This is a genomic window from Rhizobium leguminosarum bv. trifolii WSM2297 (genome assembly GCF_000271845.1).
Genome location: NZ_JH719395.1, coordinates 1735945 through 1754267 on the forward strand (window position 1 = coordinate 1735945; position 18323 = coordinate 1754267).

19 protein-coding genes and 1 pseudogene are annotated in these 18323 nt (G+C 62.3%); 11 read left to right on the forward strand and 9 right to left on the reverse strand.

The window, feature by feature from the left end; genetic code table 11:
* Nucleotides 1-55: 55 nt before the first annotated feature.
* On the reverse strand, nt 56-982 hold the full coding sequence (locus RLEG4DRAFT_RS23865) for a LysR family transcriptional regulator (protein WP_003580624.1): 927 nt from the start codon (nt 980-982) through the stop codon (nt 56-58).
* A gap of 127 nt (nt 983-1109) precedes the next feature.
* Here RLEG4DRAFT_RS23865 and RLEG4DRAFT_RS23870 point away from each other — a divergent pair, with 127 nt between their 5' ends.
* The 4 genes from RLEG4DRAFT_RS23870 (at nt 1110) to RLEG4DRAFT_RS23885 (ending at nt 4458) form a co-directional block, all read left to right on the forward strand.
* Nucleotides 1110-1589 (forward strand): carboxymuconolactone decarboxylase family protein, encoded by a 480-nt coding sequence (locus RLEG4DRAFT_RS23870; protein ID WP_003580625.1) that lies wholly within the window; start codon nt 1110-1112, stop codon nt 1587-1589.
* A gap of 68 nt (nt 1590-1657) precedes the next feature.
* A complete protein-coding gene (locus tag RLEG4DRAFT_RS23875) occupies nt 1658-2413 on the forward strand; it encodes an SDR family oxidoreductase (RefSeq protein WP_003580628.1) in 756 nt (251 codons plus the stop codon).
* 63 nt (nt 2414-2476) lie between these two features.
* The gene (locus RLEG4DRAFT_RS23880; RefSeq protein WP_003580629.1) at nt 2477-2893 is read left to right on the forward strand and encodes a cupin domain-containing protein; all 417 of its coding nucleotides are present in this window, start codon (nt 2477-2479) and stop codon (nt 2891-2893) included.
* Between the two features lie 86 nt (nt 2894-2979).
* Entirely contained in the window at nt 2980-4458 is a 1479-nt protein-coding gene (locus RLEG4DRAFT_RS23885; RefSeq protein ID WP_037094743.1) for a mechanosensitive ion channel family protein, read from the forward strand.
* Here RLEG4DRAFT_RS23885 and RLEG4DRAFT_RS23890 read toward each other — a convergent pair whose 3' ends face one another.
* Complete coding sequence (locus RLEG4DRAFT_RS23890) at nt 4459-4947, reverse strand: RrF2 family transcriptional regulator (protein ID WP_003580633.1); 489 nt, start codon at nt 4945-4947, stop codon at nt 4459-4461. It abuts the gene before it with no gap.
* 272 nt (nt 4948-5219) lie between these two features.
* Here RLEG4DRAFT_RS23890 and RLEG4DRAFT_RS23895 point away from each other — a divergent pair, with 272 nt between their 5' ends.
* Genes RLEG4DRAFT_RS23895 through RLEG4DRAFT_RS23905 form a run of 3 tightly spaced genes read left to right on the forward strand, consistent with a single transcriptional unit; the run spans nt 5220 to nt 6944 of the window.
* Nucleotides 5220-5600, forward strand: a complete 381-nt coding sequence (locus tag RLEG4DRAFT_RS23895) for a COG4315 family predicted lipoprotein (protein ID WP_003580634.1) — start codon at nt 5220-5222, stop codon at nt 5598-5600.
* A gap of 49 nt (nt 5601-5649) precedes the next feature.
* Entirely contained in the window at nt 5650-6165 is a 516-nt protein-coding gene (locus tag RLEG4DRAFT_RS23900; RefSeq protein ID WP_037094074.1) for an RNA polymerase sigma factor, read from the forward strand.
* On the forward strand, nt 6162-6944 hold the full coding sequence (locus RLEG4DRAFT_RS23905) for an anti-sigma factor family protein (protein WP_003580636.1): 783 nt from the start codon (nt 6162-6164) through the stop codon (nt 6942-6944). The genes RLEG4DRAFT_RS23900 and RLEG4DRAFT_RS23905 overlap by 4 nt, the downstream gene beginning before the upstream one ends.
* A gap of 3 nt (nt 6945-6947) precedes the next feature.
* On the opposite strand, the gene RLEG4DRAFT_RS23910 is transcribed toward RLEG4DRAFT_RS23905, so the two are convergent.
* From RLEG4DRAFT_RS23910 to nthA, 3 genes are read right to left on the reverse strand one after another with little or no spacing between them, the layout of a single operon-like run.
* The gene (locus RLEG4DRAFT_RS23910; protein WP_003580638.1) at nt 6948-7319 is read right to left on the reverse strand and encodes a nitrile hydratase accessory protein; all 372 of its coding nucleotides are present in this window, start codon (nt 7317-7319) and stop codon (nt 6948-6950) included.
* Entirely contained in the window at nt 7306-7965 is a 660-nt protein-coding gene (gene nthB / locus RLEG4DRAFT_RS23915) for a nitrile hydratase subunit beta (protein ID WP_003580639.1), read from the reverse strand. Before nthB ends, RLEG4DRAFT_RS23910 begins: the two co-directional genes overlap by 14 nt.
* A complete protein-coding gene (nthA, locus tag RLEG4DRAFT_RS23920) occupies nt 7962-8621 on the reverse strand; it encodes a nitrile hydratase subunit alpha (protein ID WP_037094076.1) in 660 nt (219 codons plus the stop codon). Before nthA ends, nthB begins: the two co-directional genes overlap by 4 nt.
* A gap of 340 nt (nt 8622-8961) precedes the next feature.
* Between nthA and RLEG4DRAFT_RS23925 the strand changes: the two are divergent.
* Both RLEG4DRAFT_RS23925 and RLEG4DRAFT_RS23930 read left to right on the forward strand, forming a co-directional pair.
* A pseudogene (locus RLEG4DRAFT_RS23925) lies at nt 8962-10237 on the forward strand (SDR family oxidoreductase).
* The gene (locus tag RLEG4DRAFT_RS23930) at nt 10237-10713 is read left to right on the forward strand and encodes a DUF2269 family protein (RefSeq protein WP_003580643.1); all 477 of its coding nucleotides are present in this window, start codon (nt 10237-10239) and stop codon (nt 10711-10713) included. The pseudogene RLEG4DRAFT_RS23925 and the gene RLEG4DRAFT_RS23930 overlap by 1 nt, the downstream one beginning before the upstream one ends.
* Here the strand turns inward: RLEG4DRAFT_RS23930 and RLEG4DRAFT_RS23935 are convergent.
* Complete coding sequence (locus RLEG4DRAFT_RS23935) at nt 10705-11298, reverse strand: LysE family translocator (protein ID WP_003580644.1); 594 nt, start codon at nt 11296-11298, stop codon at nt 10705-10707. The two genes, RLEG4DRAFT_RS23930 and RLEG4DRAFT_RS23935, sit on opposite strands and share 9 nt — an antisense overlap.
* Nucleotides 11299-11452: 154 nt before the next feature.
* Here RLEG4DRAFT_RS23935 and RLEG4DRAFT_RS23940 point away from each other — a divergent pair, with 154 nt between their 5' ends.
* Entirely contained in the window at nt 11453-12301 is an 849-nt protein-coding gene (locus RLEG4DRAFT_RS23940) for an aldo/keto reductase (RefSeq protein ID WP_003580646.1), read from the forward strand.
* 299 nt (nt 12302-12600) lie between these two features.
* On the opposite strand, the gene ilvN is transcribed toward RLEG4DRAFT_RS23940, so the two are convergent.
* Complete coding sequence (ilvN, locus tag RLEG4DRAFT_RS23945; RefSeq protein WP_003564820.1) at nt 12601-13173, reverse strand: acetolactate synthase small subunit; 573 nt, start codon at nt 13171-13173, stop codon at nt 12601-12603.
* Nucleotides 13174-13256: 83 nt separating this feature from the next.
* Nucleotides 13257-15047, reverse strand: coding sequence for an acetolactate synthase 3 large subunit (locus tag RLEG4DRAFT_RS23950; RefSeq protein WP_003580648.1), 1791 nt, complete (start codon nt 15045-15047; stop codon nt 13257-13259).
* 325 nt (nt 15048-15372) lie between these two features.
* On the opposite strand from RLEG4DRAFT_RS23950, the gene RLEG4DRAFT_RS23955 reads away from it, so the two are divergent.
* A complete protein-coding gene (locus RLEG4DRAFT_RS23955) occupies nt 15373-17397 on the forward strand; it encodes an ATP-binding protein (protein WP_003580650.1) in 2025 nt (674 codons plus the stop codon).
* On the opposite strand, the gene RLEG4DRAFT_RS23960 is transcribed toward RLEG4DRAFT_RS23955, so the two are convergent.
* On the reverse strand, nt 17382-18296 hold the full coding sequence (locus tag RLEG4DRAFT_RS23960) for a dihydrodipicolinate synthase family protein (RefSeq protein WP_003580652.1): 915 nt from the start codon (nt 18294-18296) through the stop codon (nt 17382-17384). The genes RLEG4DRAFT_RS23955 and RLEG4DRAFT_RS23960 overlap by 16 nt on opposite strands.
* Nucleotides 18297-18323: the final 27 nt, after the last annotated feature.

The window sequence follows — 18323 nt, forward strand, 5'->3', positions numbered from 1 at the left end:
GCAGGATTCGCGGCCGTTAGGCAAGGCGGAAAACGGCAAATCGCCCGCGGGACGATCATCCGTCCCACCGCCGGTCCATGCCGCTGGCGCACATCGACGGGTCTCGCCCGATGACATCGGTCAGAAAGTCCAGAACCGTTTTGACGCGCAGCGGCATGTTCCGTCTTGAGGGATAGACGACGGTGATCGGCAGCCGGCTCGGCTGAAAATCCTCCATCACCGGGATCAGCCGGCCGGCGGCGATATCGGGCACGGCAATGATATGGGAGAGCACCGCCAGACCCGCGCCGGCAAGCGCCGCTCTATGAATGGCAACGGCACTGCAGGCGGTCAGCCGCGGCGAGATCCGAACCGAAATGTCTTCGGAGCCGTTCGAGAACGACCACGTCGAGAAGTCGCCCGCCCTGTTGTAGCACAGGCACTCATGGTCCTTGACGTCCTTGGGTGCGCGTGGCGGGGCCCTGCGCGCGAGATAGGCGGGCGATGCGACGAGGAAGGCCGTCGTCCAGCCGATCCGCCGGCAGACAAGGCTGCTGTCGGCAACGGAGCCGAGGCGCACTTCGAGGTCGAGGCGCTCCTCGATCATATCGGAACTCTGCTCCCTCAAGAGCAGTTCGACCGAGAGTTTCGGCTGAGCAGCAAGAAGATCGCCCAGCCGCTCGCTGAGGTAGAGGCCGAGCGGCGCCGGAACGCTGAGCCTGACCTTTCCGGAAGCCATCGCGCCATCCGATCCGGCCGCATCGCCGAGTTCCTCTACCGCTTCGAGTATCCTGAGCGCCATCGGCAGCATGCGCTCCCCCTCGGCCGTCAGCGACAGGCCGCTCGTCGTGCGGTGCAGGAAGCGGGTGTTGAAATGCCCCTCAAGGGCTGCGACCTGCCGAGACACCGCCGGCTGCGTCACGTCGAGATCGTGTGCCGCCGCCGAAAACGAGCCCGTCTCCACGACACGCTGAAAGGTCCGCAATGCCGAAACGATATCCATCCCTGCCCCTCATACTTTTGCGCATAGGCTTTATGCAGGCAGACTAAGCGAGAATGGCTTTACAGTCCAGCAATTAAGGATATCCTTTATCCATAAGGATACTAAATATCCTTAAATGGAGAGAGACATGACCCAGCGATTGAACTACGCCCAGCAGTCCCCCGAGCTTTTCAAGAAGTTCATGGAATTCAGCATGGCGCTGCGGAGCAGCGTGATCGACGAAAAGCTGCAGGCCCTCATCGAGATCCGCGCTTCACAGATCAATGGATGCGGCTTTTGCCTCGATATGCATGTGAAGCAGGCCAAGATCCTCGGCGAGACGGAACTGCGGCTCCATCACGTCGCTATCTGGCGGGAATCGAACCTGTTCATCCCCCGCGAGCGTGCAGCCCTTGCCTGGACCGAAGCACTGACGAAACTTGCCGAGGGCGGCATTCCCGACGAGATCTATGAACGGGTTCGCGGCCAGCTTTCCGAAAAGGAAATCTCCGACCTGACCTTCGTGGTCATGGCCATCAATGCCTGGAACCGCGTCAATGTCGGCTTCAAGACCGTTCCCGGTTCTGCCGACAAGGCCTACGGCCTCGATAAAGCAGGGCTGAACTAACCCTCACAATTCATTGAGAAGATTAACCTTTCACGTTGCCGCACTCCGGCAGCGAACGGAGATCTGTTATGAAAATCGTTGTCATCGGCGGAACCGGCCTCATCGGTTCGAAGACTGTCGAACGCCTGCGCCAGCGCGAACATGAGGTCATTGCCGCCTCGCCGAACTCAGGCGTCAACACGATCACCGGAGAAGGACTGGCAGACGCGCTTACAGGCGCCGAAGTCGTGCTCGACCTTGCCAATTCGCCCTCCTTCGAAGACAAAGCCGTGCTCGAATTCTTCGAGACCTCCGGCCGTAATCTTCTCGCCGCTGAAAAGACCGCCGGCGTGAAGCACCATATCGCTCTTTCCGTCGTCGGCACCGAGCGCCTGCAGGAAAGCGGCTATTTCCGCGGCAAGCTCGCCCAGGAAAAGCTGATCAAGGCCGCAGGCATTCCTTATACCATTGTGCACTCGACGCAGTTCATGGAATTCCTGAACGGCATCGCCCAATCGGGCACGGTCGGTCAGACCGTCCGCCTGTCGCCAGCCTATGTGCAGCCGATCGCTTCCGACGACGTCGCCGATGTCATGGCCGACGTAGCGCTCGCCGCTCCCGCCAACGCCACGATCGAGATATCAGGTCCGGAACGCGCCCACCTGAGCGAGCTCGTCGCCCGCTATCTGAAGGCGATGAAGGACCCAAGGACCGTCGAGGCCGATGCCGAGGCGAGATATTTCGGCGCCAGGCTCAACGACCAGTCGCTCGTTTCCGACAACGATCCACGCCTGGGTTCGATCACCTTCGAACAATGGTTCGCCAAGTCAGCCCAGCCGAAGTGATTGGCATGCGCCGGGGCGCGGCCACACCGGCCGTCCTTCTCACCCAGCAACAAGGAGATTCCCATGATCAAAACAACATTCATCGCCGCCACCCTCGCCTGCCTGGCTGCCACCGGCGTCAGCGCCGACGACGGCGGCAGGGCAGCGAAGGTCACGCTCGTCTATGAGCACGAGCTTCCGAACGTGCCGGGCAAGAGCATCAAGGGCGTGCTGGTCGAATACGGTCCGGGCGGTTTCTCCGACGGCCACACCCATCCCGATACGGCCTTCATCTACGCCACGGTGCTCGAAGGCGCGATCCGCAGCCAGGTCAATGACGGCCCGGTCAAGGTCTATCAGGCGGGCGAGAGTTTTTCGGAAATGCCTGGCGACCGTCACGGCGTCAGCGCCAACGGCAGCAAAACGAAGCCCGCCCGCCTGCTCGCCGTGTTCGTCGTCGACACCAATCAGAAAGAGCTGACCTATCCCCTGAAGAAGTAAGCGGCTCCAAAGCCGTCTGCGCGAGGCGGATGCTTGCGCGAACGGCCGACATGCTCAATCATGTGCCGCCCTACCCGGAGACAGAGATGATCTACGACGCGCTCTTCGGCAAGCCGCTGGTTTCCCTCATCGTGATCGGCTTCGCCGGCATCCTCGTCTGGTATTTCCTCTCCAGCCAGCGGCCGACAACACGGCTGGTGGTGCAAATCGTCTTTTTTGCAGTGATGACGCTGATCCTCGTCGGCAGCGGCATCGAACCCCACCGGTTTCAAGGACACGGGTCCGAGGATCCGCAAGCCTTGCTCGTCATTGTCGCGAAAACGCTCTGGTGGGTTCATCTTGCATGGGCTGTCATCGGTTTCATAAGGCTGTATCTGGTTCTGGAAGGCAGTCCCCGAGAGGCCCGCTTGCTACAGGATCTCGTCATCGGCGTCGTCTATATCGGCATGGCCCTGTCGGTTCTAGCCTTCGTCTTCGGCGTGCCGATCGGCACCCTCGTTGCCACCTCGGGTGTGGTCGCCATCATTCTGGGTCTCGCGCTCCAAAACACGCTCGCCGACGTTTTCTCCGGGATCGCGCTGACCCTCGGTCGGCCCTATGTCATCGGCGACTGGATTCTTTTGAGCGATGGCACGGAAGGGCGCGTCGTCGAGAGCAACTGGCGCGCGACGCATATACTGACCAGCGCCAACAATGTCGTCGTTTTGCCGAACAGTTTTCTCGCCAAGCTCGGCCTGACGAATGTCAGCCGGCCGGACGAGAGCCATCTCCTTGTCCTCACTATCCGCATCGCCCCGACACGGATGCCGGCATCGGTCCGCCAAGTCATGTTATCGGCGCTGACGAGCTGCAATTCGATCGTGCGCGACCCGCCGCCGGTCGTGGCATTGAAAGGGCTGGACGCCACCGCGCTCGAAGTTGAGCTGCAGTTTCGAGTGACGAGCCCCAGCCGGCGTGTAGCGGCGCGAAACGAGGTGCTCGATCTCGTCTATCGCCACTGCAAATCCGCCGGCCTGCTCCTGGCCGTTCCGGCGGCGGCCTCGGTCCTGACGGGCGGTCTGCCGACCGAGGAGAGCGCACGGCCACCCCGCGTGACACCGCTCGAACTGATCGAGGCCATTCCGATCTTTGCGACGCTGACGGCAGATGAAAAGCAGAAGCTTGCCGAGACCACCGCCGTTCGTGAATTCCGCAAGGGCGACGTGATCGTGCGGGAGGGCGAAATGCTGCCGTCGCTGATGATGGTGCGGGCCGGCATTATTGCGGCGCGGCACGGAGATGGGGAACGCGGGCGGCTCGCGCCAGGTGATTTCTTCGGAGAGACCGGACTGCTCGCCGGCATACAGGAAGTCTGCACCCTGGAGGCTCTGACCCCGGTGACGGTCTATGAAATCGATCAGGAGGCCTTCGCACCGTTGCTGAATCAGCGTCCGGCGCTGGCGGAAGAAATCGCCGAAGACCTCGCCAGCCGCGCGGAGCGCTTTCGCGACGCCGCCCTGCCCCCGGAACCCGCCCACAGCGCGCACGCCATTCTGAAAACCATCAGGACAATCTTCAGAGGGTAATTAGCCGGCGCGCTTGAGAACCCATTCGAAGGTACTCTGCCAAAGCTCGGCTGGCACTTCCTCGGACAAGGTGCCGACCAGATCGGAAAGCCGGACGCGCCGCAGCGTATCGCGCCAGGCCTCGTCGGCTTCCCACATGATGCGGGCGACCGCACAGGGCTTGCTGTCGCAATAGCCCGCCGGCCGGCAGGGATTGTTCTCCCGGATGTTCGTGCAGGTGAAACTGCGCGCCTTTCCCTCGACCGCCTCGACGATATCGAGAAAATTGATCTCGGACGAGGGTCTGGCAAGCCTGTAGCCGCCGCTCGGACCGAGCGTGGTATCGACCAGCGAGGCCTGAGAAAGGCCCTGCAGCGCCTTGGAGAGATATTCCTTCGGCAGGCCATGAAGCTCCGCGAGCGCCTTGGTGGAAAGGTACCTGCCCTCGGGCAGGCCCGCGAGAATGGCGCAACAGTGGAGCGCCCACTCGACCTGGCTTTTCAGGATCATGCAGCAACTCGTGTGATGGCTGGTTCTGCGAATGGTATTAAGGATATACTATATCCGAAAATGGATTTGATGTAAATGACCGGCAAAAGCAGCGTGTTGCGGGAGTCGAATCCGCCCCATTGGTGCCGACGGTCAATCACTCAGGGTTTATTTAGAGCGAATGATCACCCGCCGGCGATAAAACTTTTGCCTGCATGCGGAATAAAACCGCCGCGCGCCGTGTCTCATCTCAGGTATCGCAAAATTGCGTGCCCAACCTGAGGAGAGACATCATGAAATCCGTGAAATTCCTGTCCGTCGTGGCCGCCGCAGCCCTCGCCGCAAACGCTTCTTTCGCGGCCGCTCCTGTCAAGGAAGTGGAATCCGCCAAGGGCAAGGTTCTTGCCGGCGAAAACGGCATGACGCTCTACACCTTCAAGAAGGACGCCAAGGGCGTTTCCAACTGCAACGACGATTGCGCCAAGAACTGGCCGCCGCTGATGGCCGCTTCCGGTGCCAAGGCCGATGGTGCATATTCGATCATCGACCGCAAGGATGGCACGAAGCAATGGGCCAAGGACGGCATGCCGCTTTATTACTGGGTCAAGGACAAGAAGATGGGCGACATCACCGGCGATGGCGTCGGCGGCAACTGGGACCTTGCCAAACCTTGATCACAGGAGCCTTGATTGCAGGGGCCTTGATCATCAGAAAGCGGCTGGCGTGAAAACACCCGCACCCGAAAGTTTCGAGGGCCAGATCCTGGCCCTCCTCCCCTCGCTCAGGCGCTATTCGCGCAGCCTGACGCGGTCGGATGCCGATGGCGAGGATCTGCTCCAGGACTGTGTCGAGAAAGTGTTGGCGCGCCGCGGCCAATGGCGCGGCCTCAACCTGCGCGGCTGGGTCCTGACCATTATGACCAATCTCTACCGCAACGGGCGGCGCGGCAGGGCGCGCGACGGCCTGGTCGAGCTTGACGCCGCCGGGGATATGGCCGCTCCCGAGCCGCCGGCCGATCCGCTGGAGCGCGCGCGGCTCGATAACGCATTGAACAGCCTTTCGGAGGAGCACCGCGCCGTGCTGATGCTCGTGGTCATCGAAGGATACTCTTATAGCGAGGTTGCCGCTTCCCTCGACATTCCGATCGGCACCGTCATGTCCCGGCTGTCACGCGCCCGTCAGCGCGTCGCCGAGCGGCTGAAGGCCGACAACGTCATTACGCTTCGGAGACCGAAATGAACGAAGCCAACCCGATCGTCACCGAAGCCGATCTTCACGCTTATGCCGACGGCCAGCTGCCGGAAACCGCACGTGCCCGCGTCGAGGCATTCCTTGCGGATAATCCCGACGAGGCGGCGATGGTCGCCGAATGGCAGGCGCAGAGTAGCGGCATCCGGTCGCTGTTTTCAGGCTACGAGCAGGCGAAGGACACCGACCCCCTGCTCGTCGCCCACACACGCGCCGTCTCCTCTACACCGAAACGCTGGGCGATCGCCGCCGCGGCCCTCGTCGTCTTCGCGCTCGGCGGCGTCAGCGGCCATTATGTCCCCACACTGCTGGAAAGGCCGGACCTGCAGCTTGCCAGCTCCGAAAGCCTGCCGAAACAGGCCGAGACAGCGTTCATGGTCTACGCCGCCGAGGTTCGTCACCCGGTCGAGGTCTTTGCCGACGAAGAGGCCCATCTCGCCACCTGGCTCGGCAAACGCCTGGCGATCCAGAACCTGAAGATCCCGAACCTGCAGCCGCTCGGTTTCAAGCTGGTCGGCGGGCGCCTGCTGCCGGTCGATGGCAGGCCGGGCGCCATGTTCATGTACGAGAACCAGGGGGGCGAACGCCTGACCGTCATCGTCGGCCGCAACACCGAAAACCGCACGACGAGCTTCCGCTTCGCCTCCTCGGGCAATATCGAAACCTTCTACTGGATCGACGGCGAACTCGGTTATGCCGTTACCGGCGAGATCACGCGTGAGACGCTGCGCGGTGTTGCCGAGGAGTGCTACAGGCAGTTTCCGTCGTGACGATCAGCGCAACGGATCGTTGGCAAGTTCGATCGGCTGCCCGTGCGGCGTGGCTTCGGCGGCCCGCTGCCAGCTCTGCTGCAGGTCGAGAATGACGGATGCATCCGCCATGCCGCGGCTGACGAGCAGTTCGCAAAGGGCCGCCACCCAGCAATCGAAATAATCGCTGCCATCTTTAGCGCGGCCGGGCTTATGCAACTCCTTAGACAGGGTCTCAGCCCATTCGCCCCAGGCGAACAACCCCTTCTCATGCAGATGCACAGTCATGGCGAAAGCGTCCGCCGCCCAAGGCTCGGGAAAAACCGGATCACCCTCCGGCGACCTCGGCAAACCTGGTGATTGCGCCAACTGAGACGGCGTCTCACAAACGCTCAAGATAGCTCTCCCACGCATCGATGGACACCGTCAGCGACGGATCCGCTCCCTCACCCCAGATCTCACCGCCGCCGAAGACGACCGTATAAAGCCACTGCGGATTCTCGCCTCTGCCATGCGCATTGTCGTCGGGGAAGACGAAAGCCCCTTGCACCGCCTCGACGACACCCGTCTTGGCGCGCGCATAACGCGGCAGCCGCGTATGGGTGGCCGGATTGAAATTCTTCGTCCTCACCGTCTCGCCGACCGCAAAGCGCGGTGCGGTTTCGACAGGACGATCGCAAGGCCCACCTTTCGCCAGGGCGCCCGGCACCATCTCCGCCTTCAGCACCCGTTTCGGCACCGCGCCATCCTGCAGCTTTCGCCCGGACAGCAGCTCCTCGCGCGTCGCAAAAACATGCCGCGCAAGCAACGTCGAGACACCACGGATCCAGATCTCGTAATAGCTGGCGGCAAGATAATCGGCCGGCGGAATGTTTTCGCGCGCATGCCGGCTTTCATCGATCGTCCATGCGCCGAAGGCACCGCAGGAAAGCGTGATGCCGAGTGCCCGCTTTTCCCATTCGGCATGGAAACAGGGTTCGTCCTTTTCGGGCGCGACGGGCCCGAAGCCCATCTGCCCGCCGAGATCGTGCGGTCCGTTCATGGAAGAACCTCGGGGCTGCCGGTAGCCGAGACCTTCGGGGTGCCGGCAACTGCCGTGCCTATCATCGCATCGCGGCTGACGAGACCAGCAAGCGCCGCCTCGTCCATGCCTTCCGTGCCTTCCGGCCGCTCCGGGATAACGAGATAACGCAGCTCCGCTGTCGAATCCCAGACGCGGATCTTCTTCGCCTCGGGCAACGTCAGCCCGAATTCGGCAAGCACACCGCGCGGATCGATGACGGCGCGCGAGCGATAGGCCGGCGCCTTGTACCAGACCGGCGGCAGGCCGAGCACCGACCAAGGATAACAGGAGCAGAGCGTGCAGACGATCAGGTTATGGGTCTCAGCCGTGTTGAAGACGGCGCGCATATGCTCGCCCTGCCGGCCGGTATAACCGAGGCTCGCAATCGCCGCCGTCGCATCGCGCTTCAGCCAGTCGGCGAAATCGGCATCGCTCCATGCTTTGGCGACGACATGCGCGCCATTCCGCGGCCCCACCTTCGTCTCATAGGTCTCGACAATCGCGTCAATCGCCGCCGGATCGATGAGACCTTTCTCCGTTAGCAGCGTTTCCAGCGCTTTTACGCGGGCCTGCATGTCGGAGTAGTGGTTGTCGTGGTGGTGCTCGTGATGGTCGTCGTGGTCATGGTCGTGCAAGGCGATATCCTCCCGGAACCGCAGACAGGCGGCGTCCGTTTCTTCTCTCGGCGGCGGCCGGGACACCCCTTCTACCCAGCGGGGAGAAGGTGGCCCGAAGGGTCGGATGAGGGGGCCGCAGGGCACACCATTCATTGTTGCCCTTCGCTTACGCTCCGTGCATTCGCGGCTTTGCCGCTCCCCCCCTCATCGGCCTGCCGGCATCTTCTCTCCGCTGGGGAGAAGGGGAATCGTGGCAACGTCTCACTCCGCAAAAACGTCTTCTCTCCTCTTTCTATCATACACCACAACTCCGCCAAGCCCTCCTATCCGCCTCAAACTTTTCCGCTAATCTCCCGCCATGAACATTCTGATTCTCGGCGCAACCGGCTTCATTGGCTCCGTCGTCGCGGCCCGGCTCGTCGCCGATGCCCACGTCGTGACGGGGCTTGGCCGCAATCCCGCGCGTGCCCGTCTGAAGCAGCCGGCGATCGACTGGCGGCGCGCCGATCTGTCCCGCATGACGAAGCCCGAGGACTGGCACGAGCTCCTCAAGGATCAGCACGCCGTCGTCAATTGCGCCGGCGCCCTGCAGGATGGCCTGTCGGACGATCTGGCGGCCACGCAAGCCGAGGCGATGCTGGCGCTCTATGCCGCCGCCAAACGGACATCGCAGCCTCTGCTCGTGCAGATATCGGCAAGGACGGCGGGAGCGGCTGGAGATCTGCCCTTCCTCGCCACCAAGCGGTGGGCCGACGAGGCGCTGGTGGCAAGCGGCCTGCCTCATCTCATCCTCCGCCCTGCCCTCGTTCTCGGCCGCAATGCCCATGGCGGCTCGTCGCTGCTCAGGGCGCTTGCCGCCTGTCCGCTGGCGCTGCCGCTCGTCCATGCCGACAGTCCGGTCGAAACGCTTTCGGTGGACGATGTGGCGGAAGCCGTGTCGCAAGCGGTCACAGGTGGCCTCCGCGGGGATGTCAATCTTGCCGCCGGCGAGGTGCTGACGCTCGCCGATCTCGTGCGTCTTCACCGGCAATGGCTGGGCCTGCCGCCCGCCCGCGTCTTTTCCCTTAGCCCGTGGCTTGCGAGGCCGGTGACCCGGTTTGCCGATTTGGCGGGGCTGCTCGGCTGGCGTTCACCGCTGCGCTCGACGGCGATGACCGTCATGTCGGAGGGCATACGAAGCGCTAAAGGCGAAAAGCGGCCTGACCGCGACATCGGCGGCGGCAACCCTCTCGGCCAATCCCTCCGGCGTGCAGGATCTCTGGTTTGCCCGGCTCTATCTTCTGAAGCCGCTCGTCATATCAGGCCTCTCCACCTTCTGGCTGCTCTCCGGCCTGATCCCGTTGCTGGCGCTGGAGAATACATCCGCCCACTTCCTGCCGTTCATGCCGGAGACGGCGGCAACGGTGCTGACGCTTGCGACCTGCCTCATAGACATCGCGCTCGGCGCTGCCGTGCTTGTCCGACCACTGGCCAAACGCGCCCTTCTCGGCATGCTGGCCGTCTCTTTCGCCTATCTCATCGGCGCCAGCCTGCTCGAGCCGGCGCTCTGGCTCGATCCGCTTGGCGTCCTCGTCAAGGTGCTGCCGTCGATCCTGCTGACGCTGACAGCCCTTGCCACCCTGGATGAACGTTGATGCTGGAACAATGGCTGCTGCTTGCCCATGTCGTCGGCGCGACGGTGCTCTTCGGTACCGGCGCCGGCATCGCCTTTTTCATGGTGATGGCACATCGCACGCGTGATCCTATCCTGATCGCCCATGTCGCCGGAACCGTCGTCGTTGCCGATACGATCTTCACTGCCACCGCCGCCATTTTCCAGCCCGTGACCGGATATCTACTGGCGCGCTCGATCGGCTGGCAGCTGTCGGAAGGCTGGATCGCCCTGTCGCTGCTGCTTTATATCGTCACCGGCCTGTTCTGGCTGCCGGTCGTCTGGATCCAGATCCGGCTTCGCGATCTCGCCCGTGCTGCCGCGGCATCGACAAGCGCCCTGCCGTCCGCCTATTTCAGTCTCTACCGCATCTGGTTCGCCTTCGGCTTTCCAGCCTTCTTCGCTGTCGTCGGCATTCTCTGGCTGATGCTGACGAAACCGGCGATCTCCCTATTTTAACATCGGCCAGAGGCTCGCCACCAACAGCACCGCCATGCTGATATTGAACCATTTCAGCCGCATCGGATCGGAAAGCCATTCCCTCAGCGCCGAGCCGAAACCTGCCCAGGTGGAAACGCTCGGTACATTGACTGCGGCAAAAGCCAGGCCGACGATGAGCACGCTGACGAGATAGAGCTCAGGATTGGTATAGGTCGCCATCGCCGTGACCGCCATCACCCAGGCTTTCGGATTGACCCACTGGAAGGCGGCCGCCGAAAAGAACGACATCGGCTCGACGCCGCTGCGGCCTTCGCTGAGCGACCGCGACGAGGCGATCTTCCAGGCGATCCAGACGAGATAGGCGCCGCCGGCAAATTTCAGCACCGTATAGGCGACAGGCACCGTGTGCAGCAGTGCGCCGAGACCGAGGCCGACGCCGATGAGCAGCGAGAAGAAGCCGACGCCGATGCCGAACATATGCGGGATCGTTCTGCGGAAGCCGAAATTCACGCCCGATGCGAAGAGCATCATATTGTTCGGCCCCGGCGTGATCGACGTCGTGAAGGCAAAGACTACGAGGGCGAAAAACGTATCCAGCGGCATGAAACCTCCCGGGGACCGGCCATTCTTCCTGGCTGGTTTTATTTAGGTCAATCTAACTGTCCTAAATTGCTGATGCCATTACATCATTGTCATGGTGACAGGATTACTTGAAAGATAAGAATTGGCCCCAATCTCCTGCAAAATGGAAAAGATCATGCAAGACGACCCGATCCCGACAATCACCTTCCCGAACGGCGCGCAAGTGCCGGCGCTCGGCCAGGGAACTTGGGCCATGGGCGAGGATGCCGGCCATGCGAGCGCCGAGATCGAAAGCCTCAGGGCCGGCATCGATCTCGGCATGACGCTGATCGACACCGCCGAAATGTATGGCGACGGCGGCGCCGAGGAGATCGTCGGCCAGGCAATCACGGGACGGCGCGACGAGGTCTTCATCGTCAGTAAGGTCTATCCCTGGAATGCCAGCCTGAAGGGCACGATCGAGGCCTGCGAGCACAGCCTCGAACGGCTCGGCACCGACCACATCGATCTTTATCTCCTGCACTGGCGCGGCAACTATCCGCTCGCCGAGACGGTCGCGGCCTTCGAGATGCTGAAGGCATCCGGCAAGATCGGCGCCTGGGGCGTCTCCAACTTCGACACCGACGACATGGAGGAATTGCTTGGCGTGCCCGATGGCGCCAACGTCGCCGCCAATCAGGTGCTCTACAATCTCTCCCGCCGCGGCGTCGAATTCGACCTCTTGCCCTGGTGTCAGAGCCGGGGCATTCCCGTTATGGCCTATTCGCCGATCGAGCAGGGACATATCCTGCACCATCCCGAGCTTATCCGCATCGCCAAGGCCTATCAGGCGACACCCGCCCAACTGGCGCTCGCCTTCCTGCTCGAACGCGACGGCGTCATCGTCATCCCGAAGACCTCAAATGTCGAACGCGCGGCTGAGAACCGCGACTGCGTCTCACTCGATATCACCGATGAGGACTGGCAGGCACTCGACGCCGCCTTCCCGCCGCCGGCAAGGAAAAAGCCGTTGGAGATGCTGTGATCTCCAGCGGCTCGAACTGTTCCACGCCTATCCGATAATATGCCGCAGCATCTCGATTCCCTCTTCTCCCCAGCGGGGAGAAGGTGCCCGTAGGGCGGATGAGGGGGCCGGCGGCACACCCTCTCCACCTTCATTCCTTACTGCTTCGTCCAAGGAGTTCGCGGCAATGACGAGGAGGAAACGTATCGCCCAATCACGTGGCCGACGTCGTGCCGTACAGCCCCCTCATCCGCGTGCCGGCACCTTCTCCCCGTTGGGGAGAAGAGATATGCCGCGCCAACTCCGTTCCTAATGCAGCCTCACATCCCCTGCGCGCCGCGGTTCATCGCCGCGATGCCGGTGCGGCAGACTTCGATCAGGCCGAGCGGCTTCATGATCGCTACGAACTGGTCGATCTTGGACGACTTGCCGGTGATCTCCAGAATGAAGTGATCGATCGTCGCGTCGACGACCTTGGCATGGAAGGCATCGGCAAGACGCAACGTCTCGGCGCGCATCTCGCCCTCGCCGATCACCTTCACCAGAGCCACTTCGCGCTCGATCGGCCGTTCCTGACCGAGTTCGCGGGCACGCACCGTCAGGTCGACGACGCGGTGCACCGGCACGATGCGCTCGAGCTGCGCCTTGATCTGTTCCAGCACGTGCGGCGTGCCGCGTGTGACGATGGTGATGCGGGAAAGATGCGCCTGGTGTTCGGTCTCGGAGACCGTCAGGCTCTCGATATTGTAGCCGCGGCCGGAAAATAGGCCGATGACCCGGGCGAGAACGCCCGGCTCGTTGTCGACGAGAATGGAAAGCGTGTGGCTTTCGATTGCCGCCGTTTCCGGCGAGATGAAGTAAGCGGACCCCGTGGGCTGTAGGTGTGCGTTCATGGTCTTGAGTTTCCTCTTCCCTGCCGCATAACCCCGAAAATCTGAACCGATTTTCGGAAAGGCTTATGCGCAAATTAAAAATGTCAGACGAGCGCGCGGCCCTTGGCGTCGATCGCATTGGCGACCGCTTCGTCGGTGGCTTCGTCCGGCAACAGCATCTCATTGTGCGCTTTGCCCGAAGGGATCATCGGGAAGCAGTTGGCGAGATTGGCGACACGGCAATCGAAAATGACCGGTTTTCTGACCTCGATCATCTCCAGAATAGTGTCGTCGAGCTGATCCGGCTTTTCGCAGCGCAGGCCGACGGCGCCATAGGCTTCCGCCAGCTTGACGAAATCGGGCATCGCCTCGGTATAGGAGTTCGACAGACGATTGCCGTGCAGCAGCTGCTGCCACTGGCGCACCATGCCCATATACTGGTTGTTCATGATGAAGATCTTGATCGGCGCATCGTGCTGGATCGCCGCCGACATTTCCTGGATGCACATCTGGATCGAGGCGTCGCCGGCAATGTCGATGACGAGGCTGTCGGGATGGGCGATCTGCACGCCGAGTGCGGCCGGCAGGCCGTAACCCATCGTGCCGAGGCCGCCTGAAGTCATCCAGCGGTTCGGCTGCTCGAAGCCGAAGAACTGCGCCGCCCACATCTGGTGCTGGCCGACTTCGGTGGTGATGTAGGTATCGCGGTCCTTGGTATGCGCATAGAGCCGTTCCAGCGCATATTGCGGCATGATGACATCGTTGCTCTTCGTATAGGCGAAGGAGTTGCGCGCCCGCCAGCGGGCGATATCGGTCCACCAGTCTTCGAGACGGTTCTTCTCCGGCTTCTTGGGCAGCGCCCGCCACAGGCGAACCATGTCTTCGAGGACATGGCCGACATCGCCGCGGATGCCGATATCGACCCGGACGTTCTTGTTGATCGAAGAGGGATCGATATCGATATGGATCTTCTTCGAGTTCGGCGAAAAGGCGTTGAGGCGGCCGGTGATGCGGTCGTCGAAGCGGGCGCCGATGCAGACCATGACGTCGCAGTCGTGCATCGCCATGTTGGCCTCGTAGGAGCCGTGCATGCCGAGCATCTTCAGCCAGTTCTTGCCGGAAGCCGGATAGGCGCCGAGGCCCATCAGCGTCGAGGTGATCGGGAAATCGGTGAGCTCGACCAGTTCGCGCAGCAGCTTGGAGGCCTCGGGGCCGGAATTGACGACGCCGCCGCCGGAATAGATGATCGGACGGCGGGCAGTCGCCATCAACTCGATCGCCGCATGGATCTGGTTGAGGTCGCCCTGGATCTTCGGCTGGTAGCTTTTCTGGATCGCGTAATCGGCGGGCGGCGTGTAGGTGCCAGTCGCAAACTGCACGTCTTTCGGGATATCGACGACGACCGGGCCCGGACGGCCGGACTGGGCGATGCGGAAGGCCTCGTGAATGACGGCGGCGAGCTGGTTGACGTCCTTGACCAGCCAGTTGTGCTTGGTGCAGGGCCGGGTGATGCCGACCGTATCGCATTCCTGGAAGGCGTCGGAGCCGATCAGCGGGGTCGGGACCTGACCGGTCAGGCAGACGAGCGGGATCGAATCCATCAGCGCGTCCTGCAGCGGCGTGACCGCATTGGTGGCGCCTGGGCCCGAGGTGACCAGCATGACGCCGACCTTACCGGTGGAGCGGGCATAACCTTCGGCCGCATGGCCTGCCCCCTGCTCGTGGCGGACGAGGATGTGCTTGACCTCTTCCTGCTGGAAGATCTCGTCGTAGATCGGCAGGACGGCGCCGCCGGGATAGCCGAAGATATGTTCGACGCCATTGTCCTTCAGCGCCTTGAGAACGATCTCCGCTCCCGTCATCCGATTGCCTGCCGCCTGATTGTCCGTGCTCATCTGTCTGTTCCGTTTGATGCTGGGATTTGCGTTTGTGGCCGGAAGCCCGAATTTCGGGCATAAAAAAAGGCCCCGGAGGAGCCTGTCATCTAGCGCATGGGTGGCTACCGCCGGATGGTTACACCATCCTGCCCATGCGCTTTCCCACCACGATAAGAGCCGTTGCGATTTTCATGGTCGGAAGTGATAGACAGAAAATTTCGCAGCGTCAACGCATGCCGCAATAAAAATCCGTTCGCGCTCCTTTACCTCCTAAAAACCATGCTTGGAAGGTTTTGTTAAAGGATCGGCTTTATTCTTTCCCCCCATTGCAAGGAGTAGCCCTTTGCTCAACAACGACTTGCGCATGTCTGGCAAGGCAGGCGAGCATGATCGCCGCGATGGCCATGCGCCGGGGAATCGCTTTCTCGGCCGCGTTGTTGCGTGCAGCGGCTCGCGGGCGACAATTGCTGCCGTTGCCGAACAGGGCGGCACCGATCTTACCGAACTCTGGTCCGTCGGCCGGCTGATTTCGATCAGCGTCGGCCGCAACCGCGTCGTTGCCCTCGTCTATCAGATGAACACCGGCAGCCACGCCTGGGGCGAAGGCGAGGACAACACTTTCAAGATCGAGACCGAGCTGCTCGGCGAAGTCCGTGTCGATGAGGACGGGCGCGAGGAATTCTCGACCGGTATTTCGCGTTATCCCTATCTCGGCGCCATTGCCCACCGCATCCGCTCGGCCGACCTGATGCGCATCTATGATGCCGGCGAGGGTACGACCGCCGTCATCGGCAAGCTGACCCAGGACGAAAGCATCGATGCGTCGATCCATATCCCCTCGATGCTCTCCAAGCACTTTGCCGTCGTCGGCTCCACCGGCGTTGGCAAGTCGACGGCCGTGTCGCTGCTGCTGCACAAGGCGATCGCGGCCAACCCGAAACTGCGCGTGCTGATCCTCGATCCGCATAACGAATTCGCCGCCGCCTTTCCCAAGCACGCCGTCACGATCGATACCGATACGCTCGACCTGCCCTTCTGGCTGATGCGGCTGGAAGAATTCGCCGAAGTCGTCTTTCGCGGTCGCCCGCCGGTGCCGGAAGAGCTCGACATGCTGCGCGATATCCTGCCGGAGGCCAAGCGCGCCTTCCGCGGCAGCGACAATTCGCTAGTGCGCCGCACCACGGAAAAGAGCTCGATCACCGCGGACACGCCCGTCCCCTACCGCATGGCCGATCTGCTGGCGCTGATCGACGAGCGCATCGGCCGCCTGGAAGGTCGCACGGAAAAGCCCTTCCTGCGTTCGCTGAAGATGCGGCTCATCGCTGCGATCAACGATCCGCGCTATCACTTCATGTTCTCCAACAACACGATCAGCGACACGATCACCGAGACGATCGCACAGATCTTCCGCATCCCCGGCGAGAACCGGCCGATCTGCACCTTCCAGCTGGCCGGCATTCCCTCCGAGGTGGTCAACTCGGTCGCTTCGGTGCTCTGCCGCATGGCCTTCGAGGTGGCACTGTGGAGCGAAGGCGCCATTCACATGCTCGTCGTCTGCGAGGAGGCCCACCGCTACATCCCATCAGATCCAACGCTCGGCTTCGTGCCGACGCGCCAGGCGATCGCCCGCATCGCCAAGGAGGGCCGCAAATACGGCGTCTCGCTGGGGATCATCACTCAGCGGCCCGGCGAACTCGACCAGACGATCCTGTCGCAGTGCTCGACACTCTTTGCTATGCGCCTGGCCAACGACCGCGACCAGGAAATCATCCGCTCCGCCATCCCGAACTCGTCGATCTCGACGACGAGCTTCATCTCCTCGATCGGCAACGGCGAAGCGATCGCCTTCGGCGAGGCGATCAGCGTGCCGATGCGCATGCGCTTTTCCCGCGTCGAAGAAAACCTCCTGCCGAAGGCTGCCAGCGCCAACAGCAAACACAGCGAAGAAGATCCGGATACCGTCGATCTGCGCAAGATCGTCACCCGCATGCGTGCGGTAACCGTCGGACCCGACATTTCGAATTTCCAGCAGAGTTATGCGTCGTCCGTCACGAGTTCCGACGAGGCCGATGCAGCCGACGAGGATCTGGAGGCAAAGCCCTACGCGCCGCCTGATCCGTCCTCCGCTCAGCTCGAATCCTATCGGCGTGAACTGCTGCCGCAGGCGCCGCGGCTGGACCCCGCAGTGTCGCCCTCGATCGATCCCCGGCTGGACGCACTCCGCCGCGAGATGCGCCGCGAAGAGCCGGTCTTTCCCCGGCCGGCACCGCCGACGGATCAGCCCGCGATCTCCCGCCGGGAGCCCGGCACGTCGCTGCGCGAAAGCATTCTGAAAAAACCGCTGAGCAGCCTTTACAACAAGGATTGATGCTCCAGCGCTGTCAGCGGCTCGGCAAGCTCGAGCACAAGCTGCCGCTCCGTCGGCCCAAGCGGCAAGAGAGGCCGCGGCAGCGCTGCTTCGGCTAGCAAAAGATGCTCGACCAGCGTATAGACCACACGGATGCTTCCGAATTCCTTGAACAACTTCCAAAGCGGCTCAAGCAGCCCATCGAGCCTGCGTGTCTCATTGCCGTCGCCTGCAATCGCCGCCTTGGTCAAGGCAAGGGCAGTACGCGGCAGCAGACCGGCGATGACGCTATACCAGGCATCAGCGCCGGAAAGCAGCGCTTCGGCCGCGCCCCAGTCGCCGCTATAGCCGATCGCGAGACCGGTCTTTTCACGTAATGCCGCGAGTTCCCCCCGCACATCGCCGTCGGCCGGCAAGGGCATCTTCACCGCCCGGATTGTCTCGATATCGGATAGGCGCTGCAGAAGATCCCGGCTGAAGGTGAAGTGGGTCGTGCCGGGATTGTTGTAGATGCAAAGCGGCAGCGCCGCCGCTTTCGTGATCGCGAGGAAATGCTGGTAGGCTTCTTCCTGGGTGAGCGGCGTGTAGGACACGGGCGCGAGCAGAAGCGCGTCTGCACCGGCGGTCTTGGCATCCCTGGCGAGATCGATGGCATGGTCCGTCCGAAGAGCCCCGACGCCGACGACGATGGGAACACGCCCCTGAACGCATTCGACCGCCGCCTTGACGGCCCGCAACCGCTCCTCGCGCACGAGATAGGCATAGATCCCGGTGCTGCCAAGAAGGCCGATGGAGGCGACACCGGCATCACACAGAGGCTCGAGAAGGCGGCAGAGCGCTTCCGTGTTCACCCGGCCATTGATGTCGGCCGGCGTTGGCGGAAAGGCCGAAAGACCGTGAAATGGCGAAACTGAAGACATGATGCGATCCTCTGAAAGGCAGTCAAT

Bases quoted from the DNA above. Each gene is read 5' to 3' on its own strand.
- RLEG4DRAFT_RS23865 (WP_003580624.1), bottom strand. From the start codon at position 982: ATGGATATCGTTTCGGCATTGCGGACCTTTCAGCGTGTCGTGGAGACG.
- RLEG4DRAFT_RS23870 (WP_003580625.1), top strand. From the start codon at position 1,110: ATGACCCAGCGATTGAACTACGCCCAGCAGTCCCCCGAGCTTTTCAAG.
- RLEG4DRAFT_RS23875 (WP_003580628.1), top strand. From the start codon at position 1,658: ATGAAAATCGTTGTCATCGGCGGAACCGGCCTCATCGGTTCGAAGACT.
- RLEG4DRAFT_RS23880 (WP_003580629.1), top strand. From the start codon at position 2,477: ATGATCAAAACAACATTCATCGCCGCCACCCTCGCCTGCCTGGCTGCC.
- RLEG4DRAFT_RS23885 (WP_037094743.1), top strand. From the start codon at position 2,980: ATGATCTACGACGCGCTCTTCGGCAAGCCGCTGGTTTCCCTCATCGTG.
- RLEG4DRAFT_RS23890 (WP_003580633.1), bottom strand. From the start codon at position 4,947: ATGATCCTGAAAAGCCAGGTCGAGTGGGCGCTCCACTGTTGCGCCATT.
- RLEG4DRAFT_RS23895 (WP_003580634.1), top strand. From the start codon at position 5,220: ATGAAATCCGTGAAATTCCTGTCCGTCGTGGCCGCCGCAGCCCTCGCC.
- RLEG4DRAFT_RS23905 (WP_003580636.1), top strand. From the start codon at position 6,162: ATGAACGAAGCCAACCCGATCGTCACCGAAGCCGATCTTCACGCTTAT.
- nthB (WP_003580639.1), bottom strand. From the start codon at position 7,965: ATGAACGGACCGCACGATCTCGGCGGGCAGATGGGCTTCGGGCCCGTC.
- RLEG4DRAFT_RS23930 (WP_003580643.1), top strand. From the start codon at position 10,237: ATGCTGGAACAATGGCTGCTGCTTGCCCATGTCGTCGGCGCGACGGTG.
- RLEG4DRAFT_RS23935 (WP_003580644.1), bottom strand. From the start codon at position 11,298: ATGCCGCTGGATACGTTTTTCGCCCTCGTAGTCTTTGCCTTCACGACG.
- RLEG4DRAFT_RS23940 (WP_003580646.1), top strand. From the start codon at position 11,453: ATGCAAGACGACCCGATCCCGACAATCACCTTCCCGAACGGCGCGCAA.
- ilvN (WP_003564820.1), bottom strand. From the start codon at position 13,173: ATGAACGCACACCTACAGCCCACGGGGTCCGCTTACTTCATCTCGCCG.
- RLEG4DRAFT_RS23950 (WP_003580648.1), bottom strand. From the start codon at position 15,047: ATGAGCACGGACAATCAGGCGGCAGGCAATCGGATGACGGGAGCGGAG.
- RLEG4DRAFT_RS23960 (WP_003580652.1), bottom strand. From the start codon at position 18,296: ATGTCTTCAGTTTCGCCATTTCACGGTCTTTCGGCCTTTCCGCCAACG.